23 protein-coding genes and 1 riboswitch are annotated in these 22,825 nt (G+C 65.4%); of the genes, 3 read left to right on the top strand and 20 right to left on the bottom strand.

Translation table 11 applies throughout. From position 1 onward, the window contains the following. Nucleotide 1: 1 nt before the first annotated feature. The 3 genes from FIU86_RS06260 to FIU86_RS06250 all read right to left on the bottom strand — a co-directional run bounded on the left by FIU86_RS06260 (nucleotide 2) and on the right by FIU86_RS06250 (nucleotide 6,890). Complete coding sequence (locus FIU86_RS06260; RefSeq protein ID WP_254704002.1) at nucleotides 2–2,182, bottom strand: ATP-binding cassette domain-containing protein; 2,181 nt, start codon at nucleotides 2,180–2,182, stop codon at nucleotides 2–4. An 89-nt stretch (nucleotides 2,183–2,271) separates the two neighbouring features. Further along, on the bottom strand, nucleotides 2,272–3,606 hold the full coding sequence (locus FIU86_RS06255; protein ID WP_152474295.1) for a TolC family protein: 1,335 nt from the start codon (nucleotides 3,604–3,606) through the stop codon (nucleotides 2,272–2,274). An 86-nt stretch (nucleotides 3,607–3,692) separates the two neighbouring features. Beyond that, nucleotides 3,693–6,890 (bottom strand): Ig-like domain-containing protein, encoded by a 3,198-nt coding sequence (locus FIU86_RS06250; RefSeq protein WP_152474294.1) that lies wholly within the window; start codon nucleotides 6,888–6,890, stop codon nucleotides 3,693–3,695. A gap of 269 nt (nucleotides 6,891–7,159) precedes the next feature. Here FIU86_RS06250 and argE point away from each other — a divergent pair, with 269 nt between their 5' ends. Together argE and FIU86_RS06240 are read left to right on the top strand one after the other, a co-directional pair. After that, nucleotides 7,160–8,332: an acetylornithine deacetylase gene (gene argE / locus FIU86_RS06245; protein WP_254703953.1), complete on the top strand. Its 1,173-nt coding sequence runs from the start codon at nucleotides 7,160–7,162 to the stop codon at nucleotides 8,330–8,332. Nucleotides 8,333–8,369: 37 nt separating this feature from the next. Further along, the gene (locus FIU86_RS06240; protein WP_152474293.1) at nucleotides 8,370–8,735 is read left to right on the top strand and encodes a hypothetical protein; all 366 of its coding nucleotides are present in this window, start codon (nucleotides 8,370–8,372) and stop codon (nucleotides 8,733–8,735) included. 42 nt (nucleotides 8,736–8,777) lie between these two features. Here FIU86_RS06240 and FIU86_RS06235 read toward each other — a convergent pair whose 3' ends face one another. From FIU86_RS06235 to miaB, 13 genes are all read right to left on the bottom strand, one after another. Beyond that, complete coding sequence (locus FIU86_RS06235; protein WP_152474292.1) at nucleotides 8,778–9,107, bottom strand: hypothetical protein; 330 nt, start codon at nucleotides 9,105–9,107, stop codon at nucleotides 8,778–8,780. 131 nt (nucleotides 9,108–9,238) lie between these two features. Further along, complete coding sequence (locus FIU86_RS06230) at nucleotides 9,239–9,520, bottom strand: hypothetical protein (RefSeq protein ID WP_152474291.1); 282 nt, start codon at nucleotides 9,518–9,520, stop codon at nucleotides 9,239–9,241. 177 nt (nucleotides 9,521–9,697) lie between these two features. Continuing rightward, complete coding sequence (locus tag FIU86_RS06225) at nucleotides 9,698–10,411, bottom strand: tRNA (guanosine(46)-N(7))-methyltransferase TrmB (RefSeq protein WP_152474290.1); 714 nt, start codon at nucleotides 10,409–10,411, stop codon at nucleotides 9,698–9,700. 1 nt (nucleotide 10,412) lies between these two features. Next, nucleotides 10,413–11,276 carry a bile acid:sodium symporter family protein gene (locus FIU86_RS06220; protein WP_152474289.1) on the bottom strand — a complete coding sequence of 288 codons (864 nt, stop codon included), beginning with the start codon at nucleotides 11,274–11,276 and terminating at the stop codon, nucleotides 10,413–10,415. Nucleotides 11,277–11,379: 103 nt separating this feature from the next. Next, nucleotides 11,380–12,546, bottom strand: a complete 1,167-nt coding sequence (gene metK / locus FIU86_RS06215; RefSeq protein WP_152474288.1) for a methionine adenosyltransferase — start codon at nucleotides 12,544–12,546, stop codon at nucleotides 11,380–11,382. 5 nt (nucleotides 12,547–12,551) lie between these two features. Continuing rightward, a riboswitch (SAM-SAH riboswitch) is annotated at nucleotides 12,552–12,602 on the bottom strand. A gap of 39 nt (nucleotides 12,603–12,641) precedes the next feature. Next, a complete protein-coding gene (gene lnt, locus FIU86_RS06210) occupies nucleotides 12,642–14,174 on the bottom strand; it encodes an apolipoprotein N-acyltransferase (RefSeq protein ID WP_152474287.1) in 1,533 nt (510 codons plus the stop codon). Between the two features lie 3 nt (nucleotides 14,175–14,177). Then, the gene (locus FIU86_RS06205; RefSeq protein ID WP_152474286.1) at nucleotides 14,178–15,110 is read right to left on the bottom strand and encodes a hemolysin family protein; all 933 of its coding nucleotides are present in this window, start codon (nucleotides 15,108–15,110) and stop codon (nucleotides 14,178–14,180) included. 44 nt (nucleotides 15,111–15,154) lie between these two features. After that, entirely contained in the window at nucleotides 15,155–15,646 is a 492-nt protein-coding gene (ybeY, locus tag FIU86_RS06200) for an rRNA maturation RNase YbeY (RefSeq protein ID WP_152474285.1), read from the bottom strand. Beyond that, on the bottom strand, nucleotides 15,643–16,194 hold the full coding sequence (locus FIU86_RS06195; protein WP_152474284.1) for a DUF6389 family protein: 552 nt from the start codon (nucleotides 16,192–16,194) through the stop codon (nucleotides 15,643–15,645). The genes ybeY and FIU86_RS06195 overlap by 4 nt, the downstream gene beginning before the upstream one ends. A gap of 2 nt (nucleotides 16,195–16,196) precedes the next feature. Further along, the gene (locus FIU86_RS06190) at nucleotides 16,197–17,228 is read right to left on the bottom strand and encodes a PhoH family protein (RefSeq protein WP_152474283.1); all 1,032 of its coding nucleotides are present in this window, start codon (nucleotides 17,226–17,228) and stop codon (nucleotides 16,197–16,199) included. Nucleotides 17,229–17,373: 145 nt separating this feature from the next. Continuing rightward, nucleotides 17,374–17,670 (bottom strand): hypothetical protein, encoded by a 297-nt coding sequence (locus FIU86_RS06185; protein ID WP_152474282.1) that lies wholly within the window; start codon nucleotides 17,668–17,670, stop codon nucleotides 17,374–17,376. 14 nt (nucleotides 17,671–17,684) lie between these two features. Next, nucleotides 17,685–18,188, bottom strand: a complete 504-nt coding sequence (locus FIU86_RS06180; RefSeq protein ID WP_254704001.1) for an OmpA family protein — start codon at nucleotides 18,186–18,188, stop codon at nucleotides 17,685–17,687. 303 nt (nucleotides 18,189–18,491) lie between these two features. Continuing rightward, the gene (gene miaB / locus FIU86_RS06175; RefSeq protein ID WP_152476976.1) at nucleotides 18,492–19,823 is read right to left on the bottom strand and encodes a tRNA (N6-isopentenyl adenosine(37)-C2)-methylthiotransferase MiaB; all 1,332 of its coding nucleotides are present in this window, start codon (nucleotides 19,821–19,823) and stop codon (nucleotides 18,492–18,494) included. Between the two features lie 114 nt (nucleotides 19,824–19,937). On the opposite strand from miaB, the gene FIU86_RS06170 reads away from it, so the two are divergent. Beyond that, nucleotides 19,938–20,807: a hypothetical protein gene (locus FIU86_RS06170; protein ID WP_152474281.1), complete on the top strand. Its 870-nt coding sequence runs from the start codon at nucleotides 19,938–19,940 to the stop codon at nucleotides 20,805–20,807. A gap of 7 nt (nucleotides 20,808–20,814) precedes the next feature. Here FIU86_RS06170 and FIU86_RS06165 read toward each other — a convergent pair whose 3' ends face one another. The 4 genes from FIU86_RS06165 to FIU86_RS06150 all read right to left on the bottom strand — a co-directional run bounded on the left by FIU86_RS06165 (nucleotide 20,815) and on the right by FIU86_RS06150 (nucleotide 22,761). Next, the gene (locus tag FIU86_RS06165) at nucleotides 20,815–21,420 is read right to left on the bottom strand and encodes a ferric reductase-like transmembrane domain-containing protein (protein WP_152474280.1); all 606 of its coding nucleotides are present in this window, start codon (nucleotides 21,418–21,420) and stop codon (nucleotides 20,815–20,817) included. 7 nt (nucleotides 21,421–21,427) lie between these two features. After that, the gene (locus FIU86_RS06160; protein WP_152474279.1) at nucleotides 21,428–21,931 is read right to left on the bottom strand and encodes a twin-arginine translocation pathway signal; all 504 of its coding nucleotides are present in this window, start codon (nucleotides 21,929–21,931) and stop codon (nucleotides 21,428–21,430) included. Between the two features lie 106 nt (nucleotides 21,932–22,037). After that, the gene (locus FIU86_RS06155) at nucleotides 22,038–22,322 is read right to left on the bottom strand and encodes a chlorhexidine efflux transporter (RefSeq protein ID WP_254704000.1); all 285 of its coding nucleotides are present in this window, start codon (nucleotides 22,320–22,322) and stop codon (nucleotides 22,038–22,040) included. Nucleotides 22,323–22,491: 169 nt separating this feature from the next. Further along, entirely contained in the window at nucleotides 22,492–22,761 is a 270-nt protein-coding gene (locus FIU86_RS06150; RefSeq protein ID WP_152474278.1) for a hypothetical protein, read from the bottom strand. Nucleotides 22,762–22,825 lie beyond the last annotated feature (64 nt).

Here is a 22,825-nt window from a genome sequence, read left to right as displayed (position 1 = left end):
TTCAGGCCCCTCTCGCATGAGCCAGATGCGCCAGCACCTTGTCGCGCGGCCCGTCCACCGTCATCCGGCCCGCCTGCAATATCAGCGTTCGATCGGTGAGCTGCAGGATCGGCATCCGGTGCGTCGCGATGACCGCCGTGCGGCCCTGCAGCCACGTCTCCAGCCGGCTGACCAGCGTGCGTTCCAGCGTCTGGTCCAGCGCCGCCGTCGGCTCGTCCAGAAGGCAGATGCGCGGGTCCTGCAACCACAGCCGCGCCCAGCCGATCGACTGCCGCTGCCCCTGGCTCAGCCCCTGCCCGCCATCGAGAATATTCAGGTCCAGCCCCTTGGGGTGACCGCGCACGAACGGCCCCAGACCGGCAAAGTCCAACGCCGCCATCAGCCGCGCGTCGTCACGTTCCAGAAGGCTGAGGGTCAGGTTCTCGCGCAGCGTGCCTGAAAACAGCCGCACGTCCTGCCCCAGGTAGCCGATCAACCGGCGCAGGTCGCGCGGCGCCACCTGCCCCATGTCGGTGCCGTCCACCATCACCCGGCCGCGCCCCGGTGCGTAAAGCCCCGACAACAGCTTGAGGAAGGTCGACTTGCCCGAGCCATTGGTGCCCAGCACCGCCACGCGCTGCCCCGGCTTGATATCCAGCGCGGCGATATCCAGAACCGGCGCGGCCCCCTCGTCATAACCGAACTGAACCTCGCGCAGGCCGAACCCGCCCTCCAGCGTTTCGCGCCGAAGATAGCTGCGCCCCTCCTCGGCATCCTGCGCCGCCAGCGCGATCGCATCCATGCCGTCCAGCGCGGATTTGACGTTGCTCCACCGCGCCATGGTGCCCGCCAGCTGTGTCAGAGGCGCCAGCGTGCGACTGGTCAGGATACTTACCGCAATGATGGTCCCCACGGTGAACTGCCCGGCAAAGACCAGGTATGTGCCCGCGATCACCGCGACCACGTAGGTGCCCTGTTGCACCGCCTGGCTCCAGAAGGTCAGTGTCGCGGCGATCTGGCGCTGTTCGCTCGACTTGGTGGCCTGCAACAGCGTCAGGTCCTGCCACAGGCGGCGGAACCGGTCCTCGGCGCGTTGGGTCTTGAGTGTATCCAGCTCGAATATCGCCTCGTGCAGCAGGCGCGAGGATTTGGCCGATGCGCCCTGCGCCTCGCGCGTCAGGCGGATCATCCGGCGTTGCAGCAGCAGCCCCGGCACCACCATCAGGATCCCGCCCAGCACCAGCACCCAGACAACATTGCCCGCGATCGACGCCACCAGCAGAAGAAAGACGAAGATGAACGGCACATCCGCCAGCGTGCCGATGGTCGAGGCGGTGAAGAACTCCCGCACCGACCCGAACTCACGGATCGCCGAAAACAGCTGCGACGGCTGCCGCCCGGCCAAGTCCGAGCGCATCCCCAGCACCCGGTTCATCAACAGGCTCTGCACGTCCAGTTCGATCTGCCGCCCGGCCCCGTCCATCAGGCGGGCGCGGGCGACCTTGATCAGCGCCTCCATCACCAGCGCCAGCCCCGCGCCCGCGGCCAGCACCCAAAGCGTCGCCTCGGACTGGTGCGGGATCACCCGGTCATAGACCTGCAAGGCGAAAAGCGCGACTGCCACCGCCAGAAGGTTGGCCACGAACGACCCCAGCGTGATTTCTGCGAACTGGCGGCGGAAGCGCCCGAACTGCCCCCAGAACCAGTGCGGCGTCTCGGTGGCGGGCACATGGGCCTTCGACAGCGCGCCCAGCGGCGCCTCGGCACGGACGATCACGCCGGTGAAAAAAGGCTCGAACTCGGCCAGCGCAACACTGGCGCGGTTGTCGGTGCAGGTCGTGTCGTGGATCGTCAGCGCGTCGCGCTCCTGCCCCAGCACCAGCACAAACTGCCCGCTGGTCATCTGCGCCAGCGCGGGCCAAATGTCCTCGGTCAGGCGGGTGATGACCTCGACGGCCGTTTTCAGCCCCACCGCCGCCAGCCCTTCGGCCATGGCGTCGGGCTGTGGCAGGTCTGCGGGGCTTTGGGCGTCCGATGCAATCATCGCCTCGCGAATGTCGCGGGCCACGGCAGGCACGCCCAGCAGGGCCGCGTAGGCCGCACCCAGTTCCGCGCGGGCCTCGGCCCGGGCGCCGGGGCGTGACTGGCCAGCATCTTGCGAATGTGCGGAAACGTGCGGCTGTTGTTGCGGCGCGGCCCCCACCGGCTGGCACGGCGGCGCATCGGCATTTGACACCGCAGAGGGCCGGCGCACGCGTCCCGACGTGATCGTCAGGGCCACCGGCGGTCCGCTCAAATCCGCCCCCCGTTTGCCAAAAGCCCCATGGCGCGCGCCAGTTGCAGCCGCGTCAGCGCCAGGTCGTATTTCAGGCCGACCTGCCGCGATTGCTGCTCGGCGAAGGTCTCGTACACGCCGACCACGTCCATAACCTGCCGCTGTCCGGCATCGTATTGACCCTGGAACAGGTCGAGGTTGCGCTTGGCCTCCTGCGTCAATTGGCTGGCCTCGCCCACCTGCCGGCCCAGCGCCTTCAGACGGCTTTCAAGGCGGCTGATCTGGCGCGTGGCCTCTTCAGAGGCTTGGGCGACGCGGCGGCCGCTGGCCTCTTCGACGGCCTTGATCGCCTTCAGGCTGGCACCGGTGCCGATGCCCAGCAGACTGTCCTGTCCGGCATTGACGGTCACACCCGTGCCGCCGCTGCCCAGCGTGCCGCCGGCATTGATCCCCGGCAGCAGACCGGCACGGTCCACCCGCGCCTGCGCGATGTCACGGTCGCGCTCGGCCTCGGCCCGCAGAATATCCAGCGGACGCGCGTCGAAACTACCAACGCGCACATCGGCAAGACCCGTCACATCGTCCAGCGGCACGGCGCTCATCGCGTTCAGTTCCGCCCGCGCGGTCGCCCCGGCCTCTTCCGCCGCGGCGAGCCGGGCGCGGATCTCGGCCAGCTTCTGGCGCAGCACGCCGAGGTCGCTGCGGTCCGACACGCCGCCGCGCACGCGCTCCTGCATGATGTATTCGAACCGCTCCATATCCTTCAGCGTGCGGCGTTCCAGCGCCGCCCGCTCGCGCGCCTCGGCCCCGTCAAGATAAAGCGACAGCGCGGTCAGCACCCGCGCGTTGGTGTCCTCCGACAGAGTGACCGCCGCCAGTTCCACATCGGCCTTGGCAAAGTCGCGCTCGGCCTTCTTGCGGCCGTGATCGAACAGGACCATGTCAACCGCCAGTTGCGTCACCACGTCGCTCAGACTGGCGAGGCTGACAACCGGCCCCACACGCGGCAGCCAGTTCTTGCTCGCCGCCTGCGCGCGCAGCCGTGCCGCCTTCAGCTCCGATGCCGAGGCCCGCGCATCGGCTTTCAGAACCGCGTCACTGACCCGGGCAAAGGCGCTGCCCGCGGGCAGGACGCTTTCGCGCCCCAGAAGCTCGGTGATGATGACCGAGGTTTCCGCCTCCTCGCGGGCCGCGGCGATGGCGCCCGGCGGCGGGGTCACCCCGGCCAGCCTTGAGACCTGCACGCTTTCCCCCTCGATCTCGTCACTTGGCACCGCGCTCATGCAGCCCGGCAAGGACAGGCCTGCCAGTGCAAGCCATGCCCATTTGATGTGTCGTACCCTCTGCCCCATATCGCGCCTTCTTTCGGTCGCTTCTTTTCAAGTCTTTTTGCTGTCCGGGCCACGCCTTGCGCCGCCGCCCGGACCAGATTGCCATGTCAGATCGTGGCGGTTCCCACGTTGATGTCGTCGTCGATGACCACCGTGGCGTCGTCGCCCAGCGTGTAGATGTCGAACCCCTGCCCGTCGATCGTGGTCGACCCGGGATTCTGTGCGCCCGCTATGGTCACGGTGTCGTCCGCCCCGCCGCGCACCACCACCTGGTCGGAATTGTCCGACAGGGCCAGTACCTGATCTTCTGTCAGGGTCAGCTGGCTCTGGTCGCCGAAGCGCAGGTCGATGGTCTCGATCTGGAACGGCGAAAGGCCGGCGGCGCCTGCATCCACGGTGTTGGTGCTGGTCTCGTCCAGCACCAGGTAGGTGCTCGACGCGTTGCCCGCGGCGTCGGTCCCGGTTACCACCAGTTGCGAGCCGTCGGGAATGCTGGCGGGATTGCCCGCGCCGTCGGTAAAGAAGTAGTCCGTCTCGCCCAGGAACGCGTTCTCCTGCGCGTGGATCGACAGCTCGCTCACGGTGCCGCCCGCGTCGACCCCGTGGATCGACACCTCGTCTTCGGAGGTTTCCAGCGTCACGTTGCGATACCCCCCGCCCTCGCGGAAGTACCCCACCACGTCGGGGTCGTCGGGCGCCACCGCATCCACCGTCAGGCTGCTCGTGATCTGGCTGGTGTTGCCCGCGCCGTCTGTGGCCGTGACGATCATGTCATAGCTCTGTTCGGTCAGCGGGATGTCCCCGGCCGGGATGTCCAGCACCCAGGCGCCGCCCGCGCCGACCACTGCCGCGTAGGCCTGGCCGAAGACCTGCACCGACACGGTCGAGCCCGGCTCGACCTCGCCGGTCACGGTCACGCCGTCGGCAGCCTCTGCGGCGTTGATCACGTCATCGCCCTCGACCGGCGCGGCGTCCTGGCTCAGACTGTTGACCAGCGTGTCGACCCGGACCTGGTCGGCCAGCTGCGCAGGGTTGCTCGCGGCGTCGACCACGTCGATCACGATATCGGCCATATATTCGCCGCCCTGGATCACGTTCGGCCCGAAATTGGCCACCCAATTGCCGTTGGCGTCGACGCTGGCCTGCCGGGTGACACCGGCCAGCGTGACGCTGACCGTCGATCCCGGCTCGATCGTGCCGCTGACCGGGAAGCCTGCCGCGGCGATATCGGCATTGATCACGTCGCCGCCATCGGCACCGATCGCCACGCCCAAGTCGCTCAGGCTCAGGTTGTCGACCTGCGTGTCCACCGCCACGGTGGCCGCCAGCGACCGGCTGTTGCCGGCGGCGTCGATCACGCTGGCGCTGACCGGCGCGTCATAATCGCCGCCCGGGATCTCGCCCGGCATATAGGTGGTCTGCCAGTTGCCCGCGGCGTCGGCCAGCGCGTTGTGCACCATCCCGCCAAGGCTGACCGCGACAACCGCGCCGGGATCGGCGGTGCCGGTCACCGCGACGCCCGCCGCGGCCTCGGCAGCATTGATCGTGCCGTCCCCACCAATGCTGGCGGCATTCAGGGTCAGCGCCCCGGCCTCGGTATCGACATTCACGCTCTGGCTGGCGGTCTGAACATTGCCCGCGCCATCCGTGGTGGTGGCGCTGAGGGTGGTTGTGTACGTCCCCGTCGGAATCTGCCCGGCGGCAAAGCTGGCCGTCCACGCGCCCGAAGGATCGACCGTTGCGTTGACGCTCTGGTTGCCCAGCTGCACCACGACCGTGCTGCCCGGCTCGGTGGTGCCGGTCACAACAAGCCCCGATCCGTGCTCGGCCTGGTTGATGACCCCGTCCGCGCCGCCATGCTGGCTGGTGATGCTGACCTGGCCATCGGTGTCCACCTGGAACGTGCCGGTCGCCGAAGACCCGTTGCCCGCCCCGTCCACCGTGGTGGCCGTGACGGTGGCATCATACGTACCTTGCGGCAGCTCGCCCGCGCTGAAATTCGCCACCCAGGTGCCGTCCGCGCCGGTCACGACGCTGTGGGTCACCCCCTGGATCGTCACCTCCACCGCCGCGCCGGGCGCCGAGGTGCCGGTGACCGCGAACCCGCCCGCCATCTCGGCGGCATTGACCGTGCCGTCGCCCCCCACGCTGTCGGCGTTCACACCAATCGGATGCGGCACCGTGTCGATCTCGACGGTCTCGGAAATCGTCGTGGTGTTGCCATAGGCGTCCGTCGACACCACGACCACGTCGGTCGTGTACTCCCCCGTGGACACGTCACCGGGCGCAAAGGTCACAGACCAGGTGCCGGCGTCGTCCACCAACGTCTCATGTGTGGTGCCGTCGATGGTCACGCTGACCGAGGCGCCGACTTCGCCCTCGCCGGTGATCTCGAAGCCCGCGTCGTATTCCTCGGCATTGACGATGTCGCCGGTATCCACCGTACCGTCCAGCAAGCTGGTACCGGGCGGGGTGGTGTCGATCACCACGTCAGGGCCGGTCAGGCCGGTCTCCGTGCCGTTGGGCTCGGTCACGGCCACGTTGACCGTGTGGTCCCCATCATCCGGGAAATCATCGCCCTCGAAAGTCACGGTCCAATCGCCGCTGCTGTCCGATGTGGTCTCGATCACCTCGTCGCCAATCTGCACCACCACGTCCGAACCGGGCGTCGCCGTTCCGGTGATGGTGATCGGGCTGTCATCGGGTCCGGCGTCGTCGCCGCCGATCACGATCGGACCGTTATCGTCCACGGTGGGCGCGACGCGCCCCGGTCCATCCTCGTCGCCCAGGCCGCCGACCACTGCCACAGCACCCAGCCCCGCGGCCCCCGCGCCGCCCAGCCCCAACAGGCTCGATCCGCCCAGCAGGTCCGCGCCCAGCATCGACACTTCCTCGTCCTGGCCGGCCATGTTGGCAACCTCTGACCCATCAAGAAAGATTAGGTCGTCCGACGGGCTCCACTTGCCCCACACTTCGGTCGGGCCGTATTGCGCATAAACCGCTCCGTCAGAGGCCTCGACCAGCGTGACCTCGTTCAGATATCCGTCCGCCGAAATGAACAACCGGCTCGCCGGTTCGCCATCGGCTCCGAAATACCCCTCCAACACAACGACGCGACCGTCCGTCAACCGCACCTCAAGGTTCTGGCCGACACGCTCGTACCCGCTGATGTCGATTTGCCGAAGGTTCAAAGAGATTTCCTGGCCGCCGCCGGCCCAGATCGGCGTCGCCCCCTGATCTTTTGAAATCTCACCACGATTCACTTGGCCCGCATCGCTGCGGGCCACATAATTGACCGCCGTCATAGTATCACCGCTCTTCCTCAATACCGCCCGTGTTTTCACGGTGCAGACTTTTTATTGTGCCGGGTTTATAGCGGCAAACCACGGCTAAGCCTAGTATTTTCAACACCACATACACCGACATGAGCCACGCCTGTCGACATCTTGGCAACAATCTCCCAAGGGTTGCGCGGCGGGGTACGCTTAAATTTCGTCCATCCGACCCTGCCCTCTTGACCCTTCCGGCAAGGGGCATCAACGTCAGGAAGGACTTTGAAAGAAGGGGGCAATACGTGCCGGATCGACAGGACCTGCTGGACAGCACCTCGCGCATTCTGGGCGAGCTGATCGGCTTTCCCACGATATCGACAGACCCCAATATCGACCTGATCAACTCCATCGCCAACCGTCTCGACATGGTCGGCGCGCGGGTCGAGATCTTTCCCGACCCGTCCGGGCAAAAGGCCAACCTTTTCGCCACCATCGGCCCCGAACGCGATGGCGGCATCGTGCTGTCGGGCCATAGCGACGTTGTGCCCGTGGCCGATCAGGACTGGGCCTCGAACCCCTTTGACATGCTGGAACATGACGGACAGCTCTATGGCCGTGGCACTTGCGACATGAAGGGGTTCATCGCCGCCACCCTGGCCATGGCCCCGACCTATGCCGCGCTGAACCCCGACCGGCCTTTGCATTTCGCGTTCACCCATGACGAGGAAACCGGGTGCTTCGGCGCCCGCGCGCTGGCCCATACCCTGCGCGCCAAGGGCCTGACCCCGGGCGTGGCGATCGTGGGCGAGCCGACGATGATGCGCGTGATAGAAGGGCACAAGGGCTGTTACGAATACACCACCCGTTTTTCCGGTCTGGCGGGCCACGGCTCGGCCCCCGATCGTGGCGTCAACGCGGTGGAATACGCCGTGCGCTACATCGCGCGCCTTCTGGACCTCAAGCACAGGCTGCGCGACCGCGCCCCCGCCGACAGCCTGTTCGAGCCGCCCTGGACCACCATCAACACCGGGCGGCTGTCGGGCGGCGTGGCCCACAACGTCATCCCCAGCGAGGCGGTGGTGGATTGGGAAATGCGGCCCGTGCAGACCTCCGACGCCGATTTCGTCAAGGACTCGCTCAAAACGTATATCGAGCAAGAGCTTTTGCCCGCCATGCGCGCCGTCGATCCCGAGTCGGACATCGTGACCGAGGTCATCGGCGAGGTCGAGGGCCTCATCCCCACCACCGACAACGAGGCGCGCACCATCGTGTCGGAACTCACCGGCGCCAACCACGCCGAATGCGTGGCCTTCGGCACCGAGGCCGGCATCTTTCAATCTCTGGGCATGTCGGCGGTGATCTGCGGCCCCGGCTCGATCGAGCAGGCGCACAAGGCCGACGAATTCGTGGCGCTCGACCAGTTGTCGCAATGCCTCGACATGCTGGACCGACTGCAGGACAAGCTGGTGGCCTGACCGCCGATATCTTTCTCGCACCCTGAAGGAGTTTCAAATGCTTGGAAAATCACCCTGGGTTGGCCTGACGCTGGTTTTCGCACTGGCTGCCCGTGCAGCCCCCGTGGAGGCCCCCAATGGCACCGTAACCGGCCATTTCGGCGGAACCGAATTCGATCATCCGCTGCTGTGCGAACGCGACCCTTTCATTATCGCCCGCACCCATGACGGCGACGGCGCCCCGGGCTTCGAGGCCGCCTTCGTGTCCAACGGCGTCACCAGCATCGAGGTCCGCACCGGGGACGAGACCCGCCAGTTCGGTACCTCGACCGACGCCGCGGGCTTTCCGCTTGTGCTCGAGGGCGAGGTCGATGGCACCGCCTATTCGTTTGAAGTCGCCTGCCCGGACGGCTTCGACATGTAGCCCCCCCCCAAGACGACGACGTGGCACGGTGCCCCTTCGCGCTTAATGGTCGCTCGCCCCTTGCCGGGTCCGCGTTGCTCTTGCCCGCACATACGCCCCTTCCAGCAGTTCGAAAACTCCCAACAGCAGCACGGCCAGCATGATAGTCAGAACGTATTCTTGAAGGTTGGCCCGCGCGCCGGCCTCATGGCTCAGATCGTGGCAGGCAATCAGAAGCAGCAGCGGCATGTAGAACGAAACCGACGTGATCACCTTCCGATGAAAACGTCCCCCGCCCGTAAGCCGCCTGAGCCACGTCAGCCCCGACAGCATGGTCTCGACTGGCAGGCACACAAGCAGGACCACCGCAACGACGCCACCCAGGCTCAGCATCTAGGGCCGGCCCTCCGAGGCCAGCCAGTAAAGCCACCCCGCAGCCGCGCCCAAAGGCAGGATAAGCAGCAGCATAACCGCCAGAATGACAGCCCGCGTGCGTAATTGCGCCATATCCGCCGAACCTGTCGTCATAGACGCTCGGCGTCCGACGCGCGGTCCCGAAAGCCGCACCATGAGTTTTCCGGCCCGTCGCGCCGTACCGCCGCTCTTTTTCCGTACTCGATGGCTACTCCGACAAGCCCGACGCAGAAGATCGGCGCTGACACCGCCAGCCAGTCCGGCGCTCCGGCCCAAAGCGACACGGCCATCAAGAACATGCCGACGCTGACCGCCGTCAGGATCATCCACCAGAACCCACCTGGAAGCGAATGGGCCCTTGTCGCGGCATTATTTTTCGACTTGAAGGTCATTCCGTCTCCTCTTTACCCGAAGAGCATACATGAAGAATAAGCTGAATTTATGGCCAAAAAGGGTGGCATCAGCCTACTAAGCCGGATGTCGGAATTGCTGCAGGACGCACCCGTTGAAACGAGAGCCTTGTGATCTGCGATTTTCGCGGATCAGCAATCGACTCCGACCGCACGCCTTCAGTCGCGCCGGAAGGTCATGTAGTGCGGCACCCGCCCCTCGCGCAGGGCCTTCTGTTCGTAGCGGGTGGACATCCAGTCATCCCACGGCTCCCGCCAGTCCGCCGGCCGCTCGGCCAGCCACGTAAACCCGTGCCGCGGCACCTGCTCCATGGTCTGGCGCACGTAATCGGGGATATCCGTGGCGACCCGAAAAATCGCCCCCGGCTTCATCACCCGCGCCAGCGGCTCCAGGTGCTCGGGCGTCACGAAGCGCCGCCGGTGGTGGCGTTTCTTGGGCCACGGATCGGGGTATAAGAGGAAAGCCCGCGCGATGCTGGCCTCGGGCAGCACGTCGAACATGTCGCGCACGTCGCCGGGATGGATCGCCACGTTCTTCACGTCACTGTCACGCAACTGGCCCAACAGCTTGGCGACCCCGTTGATGTAGGGCTCGCAGCCGATGATCCCCACGCCCGGGTTCTCCGCCGCCTGGTGGATCATGTGCTCGCCGCCGCCGAACCCCACTTCAAGCCATACATCACGTTCGCCGAACAAGGCCCTGAGGTCTATGGATTTTCGCTCGGGGTTCACCTCCCAGTCCACGCTCCCCGGCGACCACGCGGCCAGATCCTCGTCCAAATAGGCTTCCTGCGATTTCTTCAGGTGCTTGCCCTTGAACCGGCCGTAGAAATTGCGCCACGGCGCGCCCGAGGAATGCTTGCCTTCGCTCATCTCACGCCTCCGCCGCAAAGACCCGGCGCAGCACCAGCAGCGCGGGAATGTTCACCAGATACATGCAGATACCATAGACCGCCGACGGCACGGCAAACTCCGACAGCCCCGTGCTGGCCGCCACGATATTGGCGATGGTGATGCCCACCGTGGCGTTCTGCACCCCCATCTCCACAGCAATGGCCAGCCCGTCGCGCCCTGCGATCCCCATCAGCCGTGCCAGGCCGATCCCAACGCCCAGCAGCACCAGGTTCAGCACGATCAGGAACGGCCCCAGCCGCGCGAAGCTTTCGGTCAGAAGCGCCCAATTGCTGGCAATCGCCGCCGCCACGATCAGCACGAAAAGGATCAGCGCCACGATCTCGCAGCCCCGTTCGATCGCTTGCGCGAAACGCTGGGCATATCGGCGGATCAGCAGCCCGATGAAGACCGGCAGCGCCGTGATCAGGAACATCGCCACACCAACCTTCACGACGCTGATGTCGGGCGCGGCCTCGCCCATGAAATGCTTTGCCGCCCAGGCCACCAGCACCGGCAGCGTCAGCACCGACAACAGGCTCACCACCGCCGTCAGCGTGATCGACAACGCCACGGTGCCCCCCGCCAGCTTGGTCAGCATGTTCGATGTCACGCCCCCGGGGCTGAACGCCAGCAGCATGATCCCGAACGCCATGCCCCCGCCAAAGCCCCACACGGCGATCAGCGCATAGGCCACCAGCGGCAACAGCACGATCTGCGCCACGATGCCGGTCAGCGCAGGCTTGGGCAGGCGCAGCACCCGGCCGAAATCGGCGAAATGCAGCCCCAGCCCCAAGGAAAACATGATGAAGGCCAGCGCCAGCGGCAGGCCGATATCAAGGATCATCCCGGTCCCTCCCTTTCGGCGCAGTCTACGGGCCGCAGCGGGCCCTGTCGCGCATGAAAAACGCGGAGGAAATCCCCCGCGTTTCGATGCCGTGCCGTCTGGCTCAGACCGCTTTCTTCAGCGCATCCACCAGGTCCGTGCGCTCCCAGCTGAAACCGCCATCGGCCTCCGGCTCGCGTCCGAAATGGCCATAGGCCGCGGTGCGCTCGTAGATCGGCTTGTTCAGGTCCAGCTTCTCGCGGATTCCGCGTGGCGTCAGGTCCATCACCTCACGCACCGCATTCTCGATCGCCGCCGCCTCGACCTCGCCCGTGCCGTAGGTCTCGGCATAGATCGACAGCGGCTTGGCCACCCCGATCGCATAGCTCAGCTGGATGGTGCATTTCTCGGCCATGCCCGCGGCGACCACGTTCTTGGCCAGGTACCGCGCGGCATAGGCCGCCGAGCGGTCCACCTTGGTCGGGTCCTTGCCCGAAAACGCGCCACCGCCATGCGGGGCCGCGCCACCGTAAGTGTCGACGATGATCTTGCGCCCGGTCAGACCCGCGTCCCCGTCAGGGCCACCGATGACGAAGGTGCCGGTGGGGTTCACCCACCATTCGGTCTTGTCGCTGATCCATTCCGCGGGCAGCACCTCGCGGATATAAGGCTCGACGATGGCGCGGATGTCGTCGCTCTTCTGGTGCTCGCTCTCATGCTGCGTCGACAGCACGATCGAGGTCACCTCGACCGGCTTGCCGTTTTCGTAGCGCAGCGAGATCTGGCTCTTGGCGTCCGGACGCAATGTCGGCTCCTGCCCGGATTTGCGGGCTTCCGCCAGCCGGCGCAGGATCGCGTGGCTGAACTGGATCGGCGCGGGCATCAGCGCGTCGGTCTCGTTCGTGGCGTGGCCGAACATGATCCCCTGGTCGCCCGCCCCGTCCTTATCGACACCCTGCGCGATATGCGCGGACTGCTCGTGCAGGAAGTTCAGCACGTGGCAGGTGTTCCAGTGGAACTTTTCCTGCTCGTAGCCGATGTCACGGATACAGTCGCGAGCGATCTGACCGATCCGGCCCATGTAGTTCTTCAAGCGCTCTTGATCCGACAGGCCTACCTCGCCGCCGATCACCACCATGCCGGACGTTGCAAAGGTCTCGCAGGCCACGCGCGCGTCGGGTTCCTCGGCGAGGAATGCATCCAGAATGGCATCGGAAATACGGTCGCACACCTTATCTGGGTGCCCCTCCGAAACGGATTCGGAGGTGAAAACGTAGTTATCTCGGGACATTGAAATGCTCCATTAGGGTTCTGTCCCGCCACGCCAGGAAGCCGTTGTGGCGGGTATCGCGCCTGCTTATGCGGGCGGTGTCGAAAGGTCAATCGCTAAGTCCGCGGCGCCCTGCGCACCCGCGTGACGGCTCCGCCCGCCAGCATCAGAAGCGCCGCAAAAACCAGCATCGGCGCATTGCCGGTCCGGCTGTAGAACGTGGCGGGCAAGGGCGGCGGCAGGGCCGTGTCGATCCAGCCCGCCTCGCCCAGCGGGATATGCGCCAGAACCCGGCCCGTCCCGTCGACCATGGCCGAGACGCCCGTGTTGGCCACGCGCACCATCGGCAGGCCCTGCTCGGCGCTGCGCAAGCGACCCTGCGCCAAGTGCTGGTAGGGTCCCGACACCTTTCCGAACCACGCGTCGTTTGTGATCATCAGGATCATGTCGGGCCGCTCGGGCGCCGACAGGATGTTGCGGGCAAAGACGCCCTCGTAGCAGATCAGCGGCACCGCCGTCCCAAGGCGGCCCATATCCACCAGTTCCACCCCCGGCCCGGCGGAATATCCCCCGCCCTCCTCGGCGGCAAGGCCATGGATGCCGAACCGCGCCATCAGGTCGCCCAGCGGCATGAACTCTCCGAACGGCACAAGGTGATGCTTGTCATAGACCTGGGTGACCGTGCCGGTCTCGTCGAGCCGCAGAAGCGAGTTGTAATACCGCTGCCCGTCCAGCCGCCGCAGGCCCAGCACCACCGGCGCCCCCTGCGCCGAGGCCGCGATGCCGCCCAAAAGGTCGTCGGACTCGTGCAAAAAGGTGGGGATCGCCGTTTCCGGCCAGACCACCAGGTCGGGTCGTCCGTCCTCGCCCGGGGCGGCGGTGAACTGCCGCTGGCGATCGTAGAACATCTGCAGGTTCTCGGGCTGCCACTTCTCGTGCTGCGCCGCGTTGGGCTGCACCAGCCGCACGGTCTGCGCCTCCGGTCCCGGTGCGGCGGCCTCCGTCGGCGTCAGGGCCGCACCCGCGCCATAAAGCAGCGCGATGCCCGCCAAACCCATGGCCCCGGACATGCGCCGCCCGGCGCCCAAGTGCCACAGCGCCACCGCCGCGCCCATGATCAGCGCACAGAGGCCAAGGCCCCCGCCAATGGACGCCCAGTGCAGCAAGGGTGTGTCGATCAGCACATGCCCCACCTGCGCCCAGGCGAACCCTGTGAACAGCCATCCGCGCAGCGCCTCGCCGATCACGAACGCCCCCACCAGCGCCACGCCGCTGCGCGGCGCCAGCGCCCGGGCCGCACCAAAGGCCACGGCCCAGTAGGACGCCATGAAGACCGACAGGCCCAGCACAGCAAAAGGCGCCATCCAGCCATGCCGCGCGGCATCCACCAGGAACGGCTCGAAAATCCAGCTGAGCGCGATGACGAAATGCCCCGTGCCCGCCACCAGCCCCAAGAGCGTGGCCGGCAGCCACCCGCGCGTTTCGCGCCACAGGCCAAAAATCACCGCCAGCGCAACGATCGTCAGCGGCCACAGCCCCCAGGGCGCCTGCCCCAGTGCCGCCACGGCGCCCAGACCGGCGGCAAAGGCATAGCGCGTCCACACGCGGCCCTCACCGATCTGCCGCGCCAGCGCGTCAAGACGGACCATGAGTTACCCCTCGATCGCCTCGGGCAGGCGCACCCGCAGACGCTTGATCCGCCGCGGATCGGAATCCAACACCTGGATTTCTATCCCAGTGGGATGCTCGACCAGTTCGCCCCGCGCCGGGACCCGGCCCAGCAGCATGAAGACCAGCCCGCCCAGCGTGTCGATCTCTTCCTCGTCGATATCCTCGGACTCCGTCAGCGAAAACCCGATCTCGGCCTCGAACTCCTCCAGCGGGGCCTTGGCCTGCACCACGTACGAACCGGGCTTTTCCTCTGACCAATAGGCGCCCTCGTCCTGGTCGTGCTCATCGGCGATCTCGCCGACGACCTGTTCGATCAGGTCCTCGATCGTCACCAGGCCGTCGACGCCGCCATACTCATCGATCACCAACGCCATATGCCGCCGCTCGGCCTGCATCTTCTGCAACAGCACGCCGATCGTCATCGACGGCGGCACGTACATCAGCGGGCGCAAGAGCTCTTCCAGCGAATAATCCGTGCCCTGCCCGTTGAACCCGTGCTTCAGCGCGAAATCCTTGAGGTGGACAAAACCCGTAGGCGTGTCCAGCGTGCCATCGTAGACGGGCAGACGGGTCAGCCCGCTTTCGCGGAATGTCTGGACAAGTTCATCCTTGGTGATTGCTGCGGGTACGGAAACAACGTCCGCTTTGGGGATCATCACGTCCTCGACGGAAAGCCGCCGAAGGTTGCCAAGGCCCAAGTTCGGCGCGAAGCCGCCCCCTGCCGTGTCATCCCCATCCCCCTGCAGGTCGTCTTCCTCGCCGTCATGCTCTTCGTCCGCGCCCAGCGCGCCAAAGAAGCGGCGGAAGAACCCGCCCTGCGTGTCACTCTGATCCTCTGCCGGATCATCGCCCTTGTGTGCCTCGGACCGCGCGCCATGCGCTGCCATAGAAGAGGCGTCGTTGCTGTCGCTCATCGTACCTTTCCGAATCGTGCCCGCGTGCGCGGACAACGGGTAACTCAATATGGGTCAGGCAGACCCAGTTTGCCAAGTATCTCCACCTCGGTTCGTTCCATCAAGGTGGCATCCTTGTCACGAACGTGATCGTAGCCCAGCAAATGCAAGATTCCGTGAACGATCAGATGCGTCACGTGGTCCTGCATCGGCTTGCCCGCCGCGCGGGCCTCTTTCGCGCACGTCTCGAACGCGATCGCGATATCGCCCAGCTCGGGGTCGAGGCCCGCCTCCGGCAGGTCCGGCACGGCGCCGTCGGCGTCTGCGCCCCGCTCCTCGCTCGGCCAGCTCAATACATTGGTCGGCGCCGCCTTGTCCCGGAAATCTTCGTTCAAGGCGGCAATCCGCGCATCGTCACAGCCCAGCACCACGATCTCCCACGCCGCGGGGTCCAGCCCCAGATGCGCCAGCGTGGCCTCCGCCGCCCGCGCGGCCAGCCGCTCCAACCCCGTCTCCTGCCAGCGGACGTCTTCGATCAGGCATTCCACACCCGTCATTCCGGCGCCCCCTGCAACCAACGCGCCGGAGGATTGCCCCACTCCTCGGCGCAGAACACCAGCACCGGCAGGTCGGGACGCGCCCGGCCGACCTTCATCCACAGTCGGTCGATCCAGTCCATCGCCGCATCGGCAATCACGTCGTTCACCTCGTAATCGACTTCATCGAAATCAAAGAGCGGCACGGGCGCATTTAAATCGCCCCCCACATGCCTGATTCCGAAGAGTTTCCTGTATTCGCTGATCGCCGCGTTCAGAACGTGCAGGTCCGGCCCGTCAGGGTGGATAATGACGCTGAACGTACCCTCGCCGTCCTGGTCGGGATGCACACCGAAATGCAACTCGCGCACGGTGTCGGGCAGATGCGCCAGAGCCCCGGCGATCTGCGCCAGGGCAATGCCGTCATGCCCCGCCAGCACGTCCTCCAGCAGATCGGCATAGTCGCGTGCACTGTCGGGCGGCGGCAGGGGGCGAAACACCTGCGGCTCCGCTTCAGGCGCGGCCTCCGCCCTGCGCTTGCCGAAGAGCCGCCAAAGAACGTTCAACATGCCTATTTCGCCGGATCGTCCGCGTCATAGGCCTCGATGATCGCGGCCACCAGCGGGTGGCGCACCACATCCTTCGAGGTGAAGTAGTTAAAGGCGATCTTCGGAATATTGCTCAACAGCCGCTCCGCGTCGTGCAGCCCGCTCGTCACCCCGCGCGGCAGGTCGATCTGGCTGCGGTCGCCGGTGATCACCATGCGGCTGCCCTCGCCCAGGCGCGTCAGGAACATCTTCATCTGCATCGAGGTGGCGTTCTGCGCCTCGTCCAGCACGACGAACGCATTGGCCAGCGTGCGCCCCCGCATGAAGGCCAGCGGGGCGATCTCGATCCGCTTTTCCTCGATCAGCTTGGCCACCTGTTTGGCCGGAAAAAAGTCGTTCAGCGCGTCGTAGAGCGGCTGCATGTAGGGGTCGACCTTGTCCTTCATGTCGCCCGGCAGATAGCCCAGCTTCTCGCCCGCCTCGACCGCCGGACGGCTCAGGATGATGCGGTCCACATGCCCCTCGATGAACATGCTGACACCCACGGCCACGGCGAGGTACGTTTTGCCGGTGCCCGCCGGCCCGATGCCAAAGGCCAGCTCGTTGGCGAAAAGCGCCTGCACATAAGCCTTTTGCGCGTCGGTGCGCGGCTCGACGGGCTTCTTGCGGGTCTTGATCTCGACCCGGCCGCCCTTGAACATCTCAAGCTGGTCTTCGCCGCCCGCGTCTTCGGTCTCGATCCGCTCGGCGCTGCCGCCTGCCCCCATGCGCAGCTCGCGGTCCACGTCGCCATGCTCGACCGTGCGGCCCTCTTCCAACCGCTGGTAGAGCGCCAGCAGCACGTCGCGCGCTTCCTTGGCCTGCTCCGGCTCGCCGATCACGGCCAGCTGGTTGCCCCGGCGCAGGATCTGCACACCGAGCTTCTTCTCGATTTCGGCAAGGTTGCGGTCGTATTCGCCGCACAGGTCGATCAACAGGAAATTGTCGGGGAACTCGACAACCGTTTCCAGAATGTCGCTGCTTTCGGATTGCGACGTCAGCACGTTCGTGACCAATCAAATCTCCCTGTCAAAGGCCTGTGGCAATGCTGCCAAGATGCGCCCCCAAGGGCAAGGGCCGGCCCGCAATTGTCACGCGTTTGAAACGAAAAATGCCGCGAACCCTGTGGTCCGCGGCACCGGATTGAGCATTTCGGCGCGATCAAATCGAGTCGGCCACGGACGAGCCGCCCTTGTAGTTGCCGGTCGCCACGGTCGGCGGTGCGGTACCCGAGCAGACCGGCTTGCCGTATTTGTCCAGCCGTTGCGACAGGTACCCTTCGGAGCCGTCGTCGATGATCCAGTGGTCACAGCCGTTCGGGTCGACCCAGATGCCCGCCTGAAGCTGGCTCAGGTGCTTGGAGTCGAAACCGCGGTCCGCGGTCTTGTCCTGCTTGCTGTCACAGGCCGCCAGCGCACCGACAAGGGGGAGCACGGCCAGAAGTTTGAATGCTTGCATTGGTTCAGGTCCCCTTAACGGATGCAGATGATTTCGACGCGGCGATTTTGCTGCATGCCGGCGGCGGTGTTGTTCGATGCCTTCGGCAGACGCTCGCCATAGCCGCGCACATCCGCGATGCGGGCGCCCGTGGCGGCAGCGATTCGCGCCACAGAGTTGGCCCGGCGATAGGACAGGTCGATGTTGTACTGGTCGGACGCGCGGCTGTCGGTATGCCCGGTGATGATGTAGGAAATCGCCCCCGTCTTGCGGAAGAACTCCTGCAGACGCGCACGGCCGGCCGAACTGATATTTGCGCTGTCCGTGGCGAAAAGCTGATCGGTGTTGACCACGCCGCACACGTTGCCCCGGCGGCAGACCGGGATGCCCTGGCGGTTCACGTGGGGGGTCATGTAGCCTTCCCAACCGTCATCCATCACCCAGTGCTCGCACCCGTCCGGATCGACCCAGATCGTCGGCACGTAACGCTCGCCCTTCACGACCCGCTGGCCACTTTGCGCCTGACCGGGCTCGGTCATCGCCACCACACCCAGAGCGACGGCAGCAAGGCCGCTCATCAGGGTGCGCACTGTTTTCGAAAACGTGTTCGTCACAGCCACTGTCCTCTTAATTATTTCCCCCGTTTGTCCCGGTCCCAGGCAGCGATTCCGCGACAAAAAACAAATTATTATTTGAGTTTAGCAAGTTCCGGCGCGTTGTGAAGCATAAATAACCACATATTGTGGCACGCCCGGAAACAGTGACCACCCATAGGTTATCCACAGGATAGTTTCGCATTTTCTTGCGAAAGCTTAAGACGTTACGTCAACCTCGCCTCAAAATCAGGCAGGCAGCACCCGGCCGCCCAGTGAATTGGCACCGCTCTCGATGATTTCCACCCGGCGCAGGTCGCCCGGCTGCACGGTGGAATCACTCACATGCACCGCGTGCAGGTAATCCGACTTGCCCACCATCTGTCCGTCGCGCCGCCCGGCCTTCTCGAACAACACGCCCACCTCGCAGCCCACCATGGCGTCCTGGATCGCGCGCTGCTGTTCGGTGATCAGCGCCTGAAGGCGGTGCAGGCGCTCGGTCTTCACGTCTTCGTCCAGCTGCGCACGCTCCGCCGCGGGCGTGCCGGGGCGGGTGGAGTACTTGAACGAATAGGCATAGCCATAGCGGACCTCTTCGATCAGCGCCATCGTGTCAGCGAAATCCGCCTCGGTCTCTTCGGGAAAGCCCACGATGAAATCCCCCGACAACAGGATATCGGGCCGCGCCGCGCGGATGCGCTCGATCAGCCGGATATAGCTTTCGGCGGTGTGGCTGCGGTTCATCCGCTTCAGAATCCGGTCGCTGCCCGACTGCACCGGCAGGTGCAGATAGGGCATAAGCTTGGCGCACTCGCCATGCGCCGCGATCAGGTCGTCGCTCATGTCGTTGGGATGGCTGGTGGTAAACCGGATACGCTCCAGCCCATCCACCTTGTCCAATTCCCAGATCAGCTGCGCCAGCGACCAGTCATTCCCGTCCGGCCCCTCGCCGTGATAGGCATTCACGTTCTGGCCCAGCAGGGTGATCTCGCGCACGCCGCGTTCCACCAGCTCCTTCGCTTCGTCCACGATGCGTGTCACCGGGCGGCTCACCTCGGCCCCACGGGTATAGGGCACCACGCAGAAGGCGCAGAACTTGTCGCAGCCTTCCTGCACCGTCAAGAACGCGGTCGGGCCGCGCTTGGCCTTGCCACCGCGCTTGCGCAGCGTCTCGAACTTGTCATCGACGGGAAAATCCGTGTCCAGCGCCTTGGCCCCGCCCCGCGCCTTGGCCTCCAGCTCCGGCAGATTGTGATAGCTTTGCGGCCCAACCACCAGGTCCACCATCGGCTGGCGGCGCATGATCTCCTCGCCCTCGGCCTGGGCGACACAGCCCGCCACGCCGATCTTGAGGTCGGGCTTCGCGTCCTTCAGACCCTTGAAGCGGCCCAGCTCGGAATAAACCTTTTCGGCAGCTTTCTCGCGTATGTGACAGGTGTTGAGCAGAATCATGTCCGCGTCGTCCGGGCTATCGGTCTCGACATACCCCGCGCCGCCCATGGCCTCGGCCATGCGCTCGCTGTCATAGACGTTCATCTGGCACCCGTAGGTCTTGATGTATAGCTTCTTCGCCTCGGACATGGCCACACCCTGCATCTCAAGCGGTTTCAAGGCGCCTGCCTACACCACCTGCCGCCCGACTTGCAATGCGCGGCGAATTGCGGAATTTTACCGGCGCAGCCCCAAAGGATGACGATGCAGTACCCCAGCCTCTCCGCCTTTCTCGACAGCCCCGGCACCGCGCTGGCCAAGGGCCCCGTCGCCATGATTTTCGTCGAGGACCAGGTCGAGGTCGACAGCAGCATCCGCCACCACCTCGACAGCGGGTTCAAATCCGTACTGGTCTTCATGCCCAACGCCTTTGACCTGGCCCCCGACGTGGCCGACCGGGTCGAGCGGATCGGCCATGACATCGCGTCTGGCGACAGTTTCATCGAGGCGGTGAATCGCGTGATCGAGGCCGCACCGGGCCTCTGGCTCTATTATTGCTTCAACGCCGAGTACCTGTTCTTCCCGTTCTGCGAGACGCGCACCGTGGGCGAAATGCTGGCGTTCCACACCGAGGAACGGCGCGACGCCATGCTGAACTACGTGGTGGACCTCTATGCCGGCGATCTCGACCGCCACCCCGAGGCAGTGTCCCTGGAGGATGCCCATCTCGACCGCTCGGGCTATTACGCGCTGGCGCGCAAGGATCCCGACAACCACAACCATCCGCGCGAACGGCAGCTGGATTTCTTCGGCGGCCTGCGCTGGCGGTACGAGGAACATATCCCGGTGGAACGGCGCAAGATCGACCGCATCGCGCTGTTCCGGGCCAAGCCGGGGCTGGAACTGCGCGCCGATCACACCTTCAACGACGAAGAATACAACACCTATGCCTGCCCGTGGCACCACAACCTGACGGCGGCGGTGGTTTCGTTCCGCACGGCCAAGGCGCTGAAACGCAACCCGGGCTCGACCTTCGACATCCACACTTTCAAATGGCACAATTCCGCACCGTTCGAATGGCATTCGCGGCAATTATTGGACTTGGGCCTGATGGAACCCGGTCAATGGTTCTGAGGTGGCGCTAGCGCGTGGACCGACGCCGCGCCGCCCAGATCCGCAAATCCAGGATCACTTTCACCGTGGCGCCCAACGCCAGCGCAAACAGCGCGTATTTGCTGATCGTTTCCATCGTCCCCTGAATAAGGACCGCGTGCAGGCCCGTGCCCGCCACGATCAGCACCGCGAGCGCCGTATGCGCCCGCCGCCACGTCATCGGCCTCAGCCCCAGCCGCTTGCGCAGCAGGGCCAGCGCGGCGGTTGCAAAGATCAGCCACATCACCAGCACGCCCCAGACGGAAAACGGCGTGGGCGAGCGCAACAGCAGCGCATCCACCATGTCCGGCGGGCTGGTCAGCCACAGCCCGCCCACGTGCAGCACCACCAGCGCCACGATCCCCGCGCCGACCCAGCGATGCACCCGCCGTCCTTTCAGCGCAGGCACGCCGGGCAGGTATCCACCCGCCAGCAAGGGCTGTAACAGCATCAGGGCAAACCCCACGATCCCGGCGAAACCGGCGACGATGTAGATGGGTTGGCGCCATTGCAGCAGCGGGCTGAACCCCGCCGCCACGACGGGCACAAGAAGGGCGGCGCAGACCGCCGCCCATATCGAAACCTTTCGTAACATCAGGACTTTACGCCGGAACCAGCACGAACTCCACGTCAAGCGAGGTTTGCGACGCGCTGGACATCACCGGGCGCAGGAACACCGTCTTAAAGCCGCCATCGTCATACTCGGCATCATAGGCCAGATGCCCGTGCGGCTGGCCAAAGGCGGGCACGATCTGGGGCATGTCCATGACGAACCGCCCGTTCCGGTCGGTCAGGGTCGCGCCATGACTTTGCGGGTCGCGCTCGTGCCCCTCGGTCGTATGCGCCCACATCTGGATGCGGCGGCCCTCAAGCGGCGCACCATCGCCCGCTCGGCGCACGGTGCCCGTCATGGTAAAGCCGCCATTGCCGATCCGCTCCACGATCTGCGCACCGGGGCGATAATTGTTGGCGCCGCCCGGCATCGTCGGCGTCGGCTGCACGTCCGCCGCCCGCCCCGGAACCATCAGGCCCGATCCCAGCGTCACCGCGGCGGCCGCGCCGCCCGTCGCCATCAGCTTGCGTCGATTGATCAGTCGGGTGCTCATATCGGTCTCTCCTATCAGGTCGGGGGCGCAGGTTGCGATCGCTGGCATGTTCTGCGCCGGAATACAGTATACAAGATAACGCCGATCCGCCGCAGGCAAACCGCCCTCACGCCACCGTGACCGCGCGATTCCGTCCCGATCGGCGGGGTTCGGCCCAGCCGCCACCGATGGCGCGGCATCGCCGCTCAGCGTCATACCGCACGCCCGGTCCATTCCGGCAGCGAAAACACGATATTGTACAGCCAGTTAATGCCCAGCGCATAGACCACGTAGAACAAGGCGCACGACAGGGCCATCCCCACAGCGAGACCTGCAAGTACCACGCAATGAACGGCATCAGCACAACAAGGAGCCCAAGCTCGAACAGGCCCGCATAGACGATGCGCACCATGGGGGTTTTGCGGGTCGAGCCGGTCCGGCGCCGCAATATCAAGTCAAAGCCGAAGTTGAACACCATGTTCCAAAGCGGGGCGATGGCCGCGCAGAAAAGGCACCACCCGCGCGTCTTATCGCGGTTCCGGTTACTTCCGCATGTTCAAAAACGCCCGCGTGATCGCGGTTTACTCGCTCGCGTTGCCGCTACCCAGATCGCTCATCGCCGTCAGATAGCTGCTGCCGGCCTCGGTGCTTTCCAGCCAGTCAACGCCGAAAGCATAGGCATCCTGCATCCGGTCATGCATCACCGGGTATAGCGCCCGCTCCTGCCAGATCGCCGTCATGCACAGCCCCATCAGGCAAACCTGAACACCCCGCGCCCACTTGCGGGCGGTCTTGACCTTTGCTTGGCGTTTTTCGAGGCGTACCTCTTGGGGGGAGCGCATGAATGTCATGCGCACACAGTCCCCGAATCCCGTGTCAATATTGTGGCAATAGCCGGACCAAACCGGGACATCT

Origin of the sequence: Roseovarius sp. THAF9, from assembly GCF_009363715.1 — a bacterium.
In the GTDB taxonomy this organism is placed as follows: Bacteria; Pseudomonadota; Alphaproteobacteria; order Rhodobacterales; family Rhodobacteraceae; genus Roseovarius.
Note: the sequence above shows the minus strand (reverse complement) of the source record. Positions and strands in the feature narration are given on the sequence as shown.

Bases quoted from the DNA above. Each gene is read 5' to 3' on its own strand.
- FIU86_RS06240 (WP_152474293.1), top strand. From the start codon at position 8,370: ATGCTTGGAAAATCACCCTGGGTTGGCCTGACGCTGGTTTTCGCACTG.
- metK (WP_152474288.1), bottom strand. From the start codon at position 12,546: ATGTCCCGAGATAACTACGTTTTCACCTCCGAATCCGTTTCGGAGGGG.
- lnt (WP_152474287.1), bottom strand. From the start codon at position 14,174: ATGGTCCGTCTTGACGCGCTGGCGCGGCAGATCGGTGAGGGCCGCGTG.
- FIU86_RS06180 (WP_254704001.1), bottom strand. From the start codon at position 18,188: ATGACCGAGCCCGGTCAGGCGCAAAGTGGCCAGCGGGTCGTGAAGGGC.
- FIU86_RS06165 (WP_152474280.1), bottom strand. From the start codon at position 21,420: ATGTTACGAAAGGTTTCGATATGGGCGGCGGTCTGCGCCGCCCTTCTT.
- FIU86_RS06150 (WP_152474278.1), bottom strand. From the start codon at position 22,761: ATGACATTCATGCGCTCCCCCCAAGAGGTACGCCTCGAAAAACGCCAA.
- ybeY (WP_152474285.1), bottom strand. From the start codon at position 15,646: ATGACGGGTGTGGAATGCCTGATCGAAGACGTCCGCTGGCAGGAGACG.
- FIU86_RS06230 (WP_152474291.1), bottom strand. From the start codon at position 9,520: ATGACCTTCAAGTCGAAAAATAATGCCGCGACAAGGGCCCATTCGCTT.
- FIU86_RS06255 (WP_152474295.1), bottom strand. From the start codon at position 3,606: ATGGGGCAGAGGGTACGACACATCAAATGGGCATGGCTTGCACTGGCA.
- FIU86_RS06170 (WP_152474281.1), top strand. From the start codon at position 19,938: ATGCAGTACCCCAGCCTCTCCGCCTTTCTCGACAGCCCCGGCACCGCG.
- FIU86_RS06185 (WP_152474282.1), bottom strand. From the start codon at position 17,670: ATGCAAGCATTCAAACTTCTGGCCGTGCTCCCCCTTGTCGGTGCGCTG.
- miaB (WP_152476976.1), bottom strand. From the start codon at position 19,823: ATGTCCGAGGCGAAGAAGCTATACATCAAGACCTACGGGTGCCAGATG.
- FIU86_RS06250 (WP_152474294.1), bottom strand. From the start codon at position 6,890: ATGACGGCGGTCAATTATGTGGCCCGCAGCGATGCGGGCCAAGTGAAT.
- FIU86_RS06195 (WP_152474284.1), bottom strand. From the start codon at position 16,194: ATGTTGAACGTTCTTTGGCGGCTCTTCGGCAAGCGCAGGGCGGAGGCC.
- FIU86_RS06205 (WP_152474286.1), bottom strand. From the start codon at position 15,110: ATGAGCGACAGCAACGACGCCTCTTCTATGGCAGCGCATGGCGCGCGG.
- FIU86_RS06225 (WP_152474290.1), bottom strand. From the start codon at position 10,411: ATGAGCGAAGGCAAGCATTCCTCGGGCGCGCCGTGGCGCAATTTCTAC.
- FIU86_RS06155 (WP_254704000.1), bottom strand. From the start codon at position 22,322: ATGGTGCGCATCGTCTATGCGGGCCTGTTCGAGCTTGGGCTCCTTGTT.
- FIU86_RS06235 (WP_152474292.1), bottom strand. From the start codon at position 9,107: ATGCTGAGCCTGGGTGGCGTCGTTGCGGTGGTCCTGCTTGTGTGCCTG.
- FIU86_RS06160 (WP_152474279.1), bottom strand. From the start codon at position 21,931: ATGAGCACCCGACTGATCAATCGACGCAAGCTGATGGCGACGGGCGGC.
- FIU86_RS06220 (WP_152474289.1), bottom strand. From the start codon at position 11,276: ATGATCCTTGATATCGGCCTGCCGCTGGCGCTGGCCTTCATCATGTTT.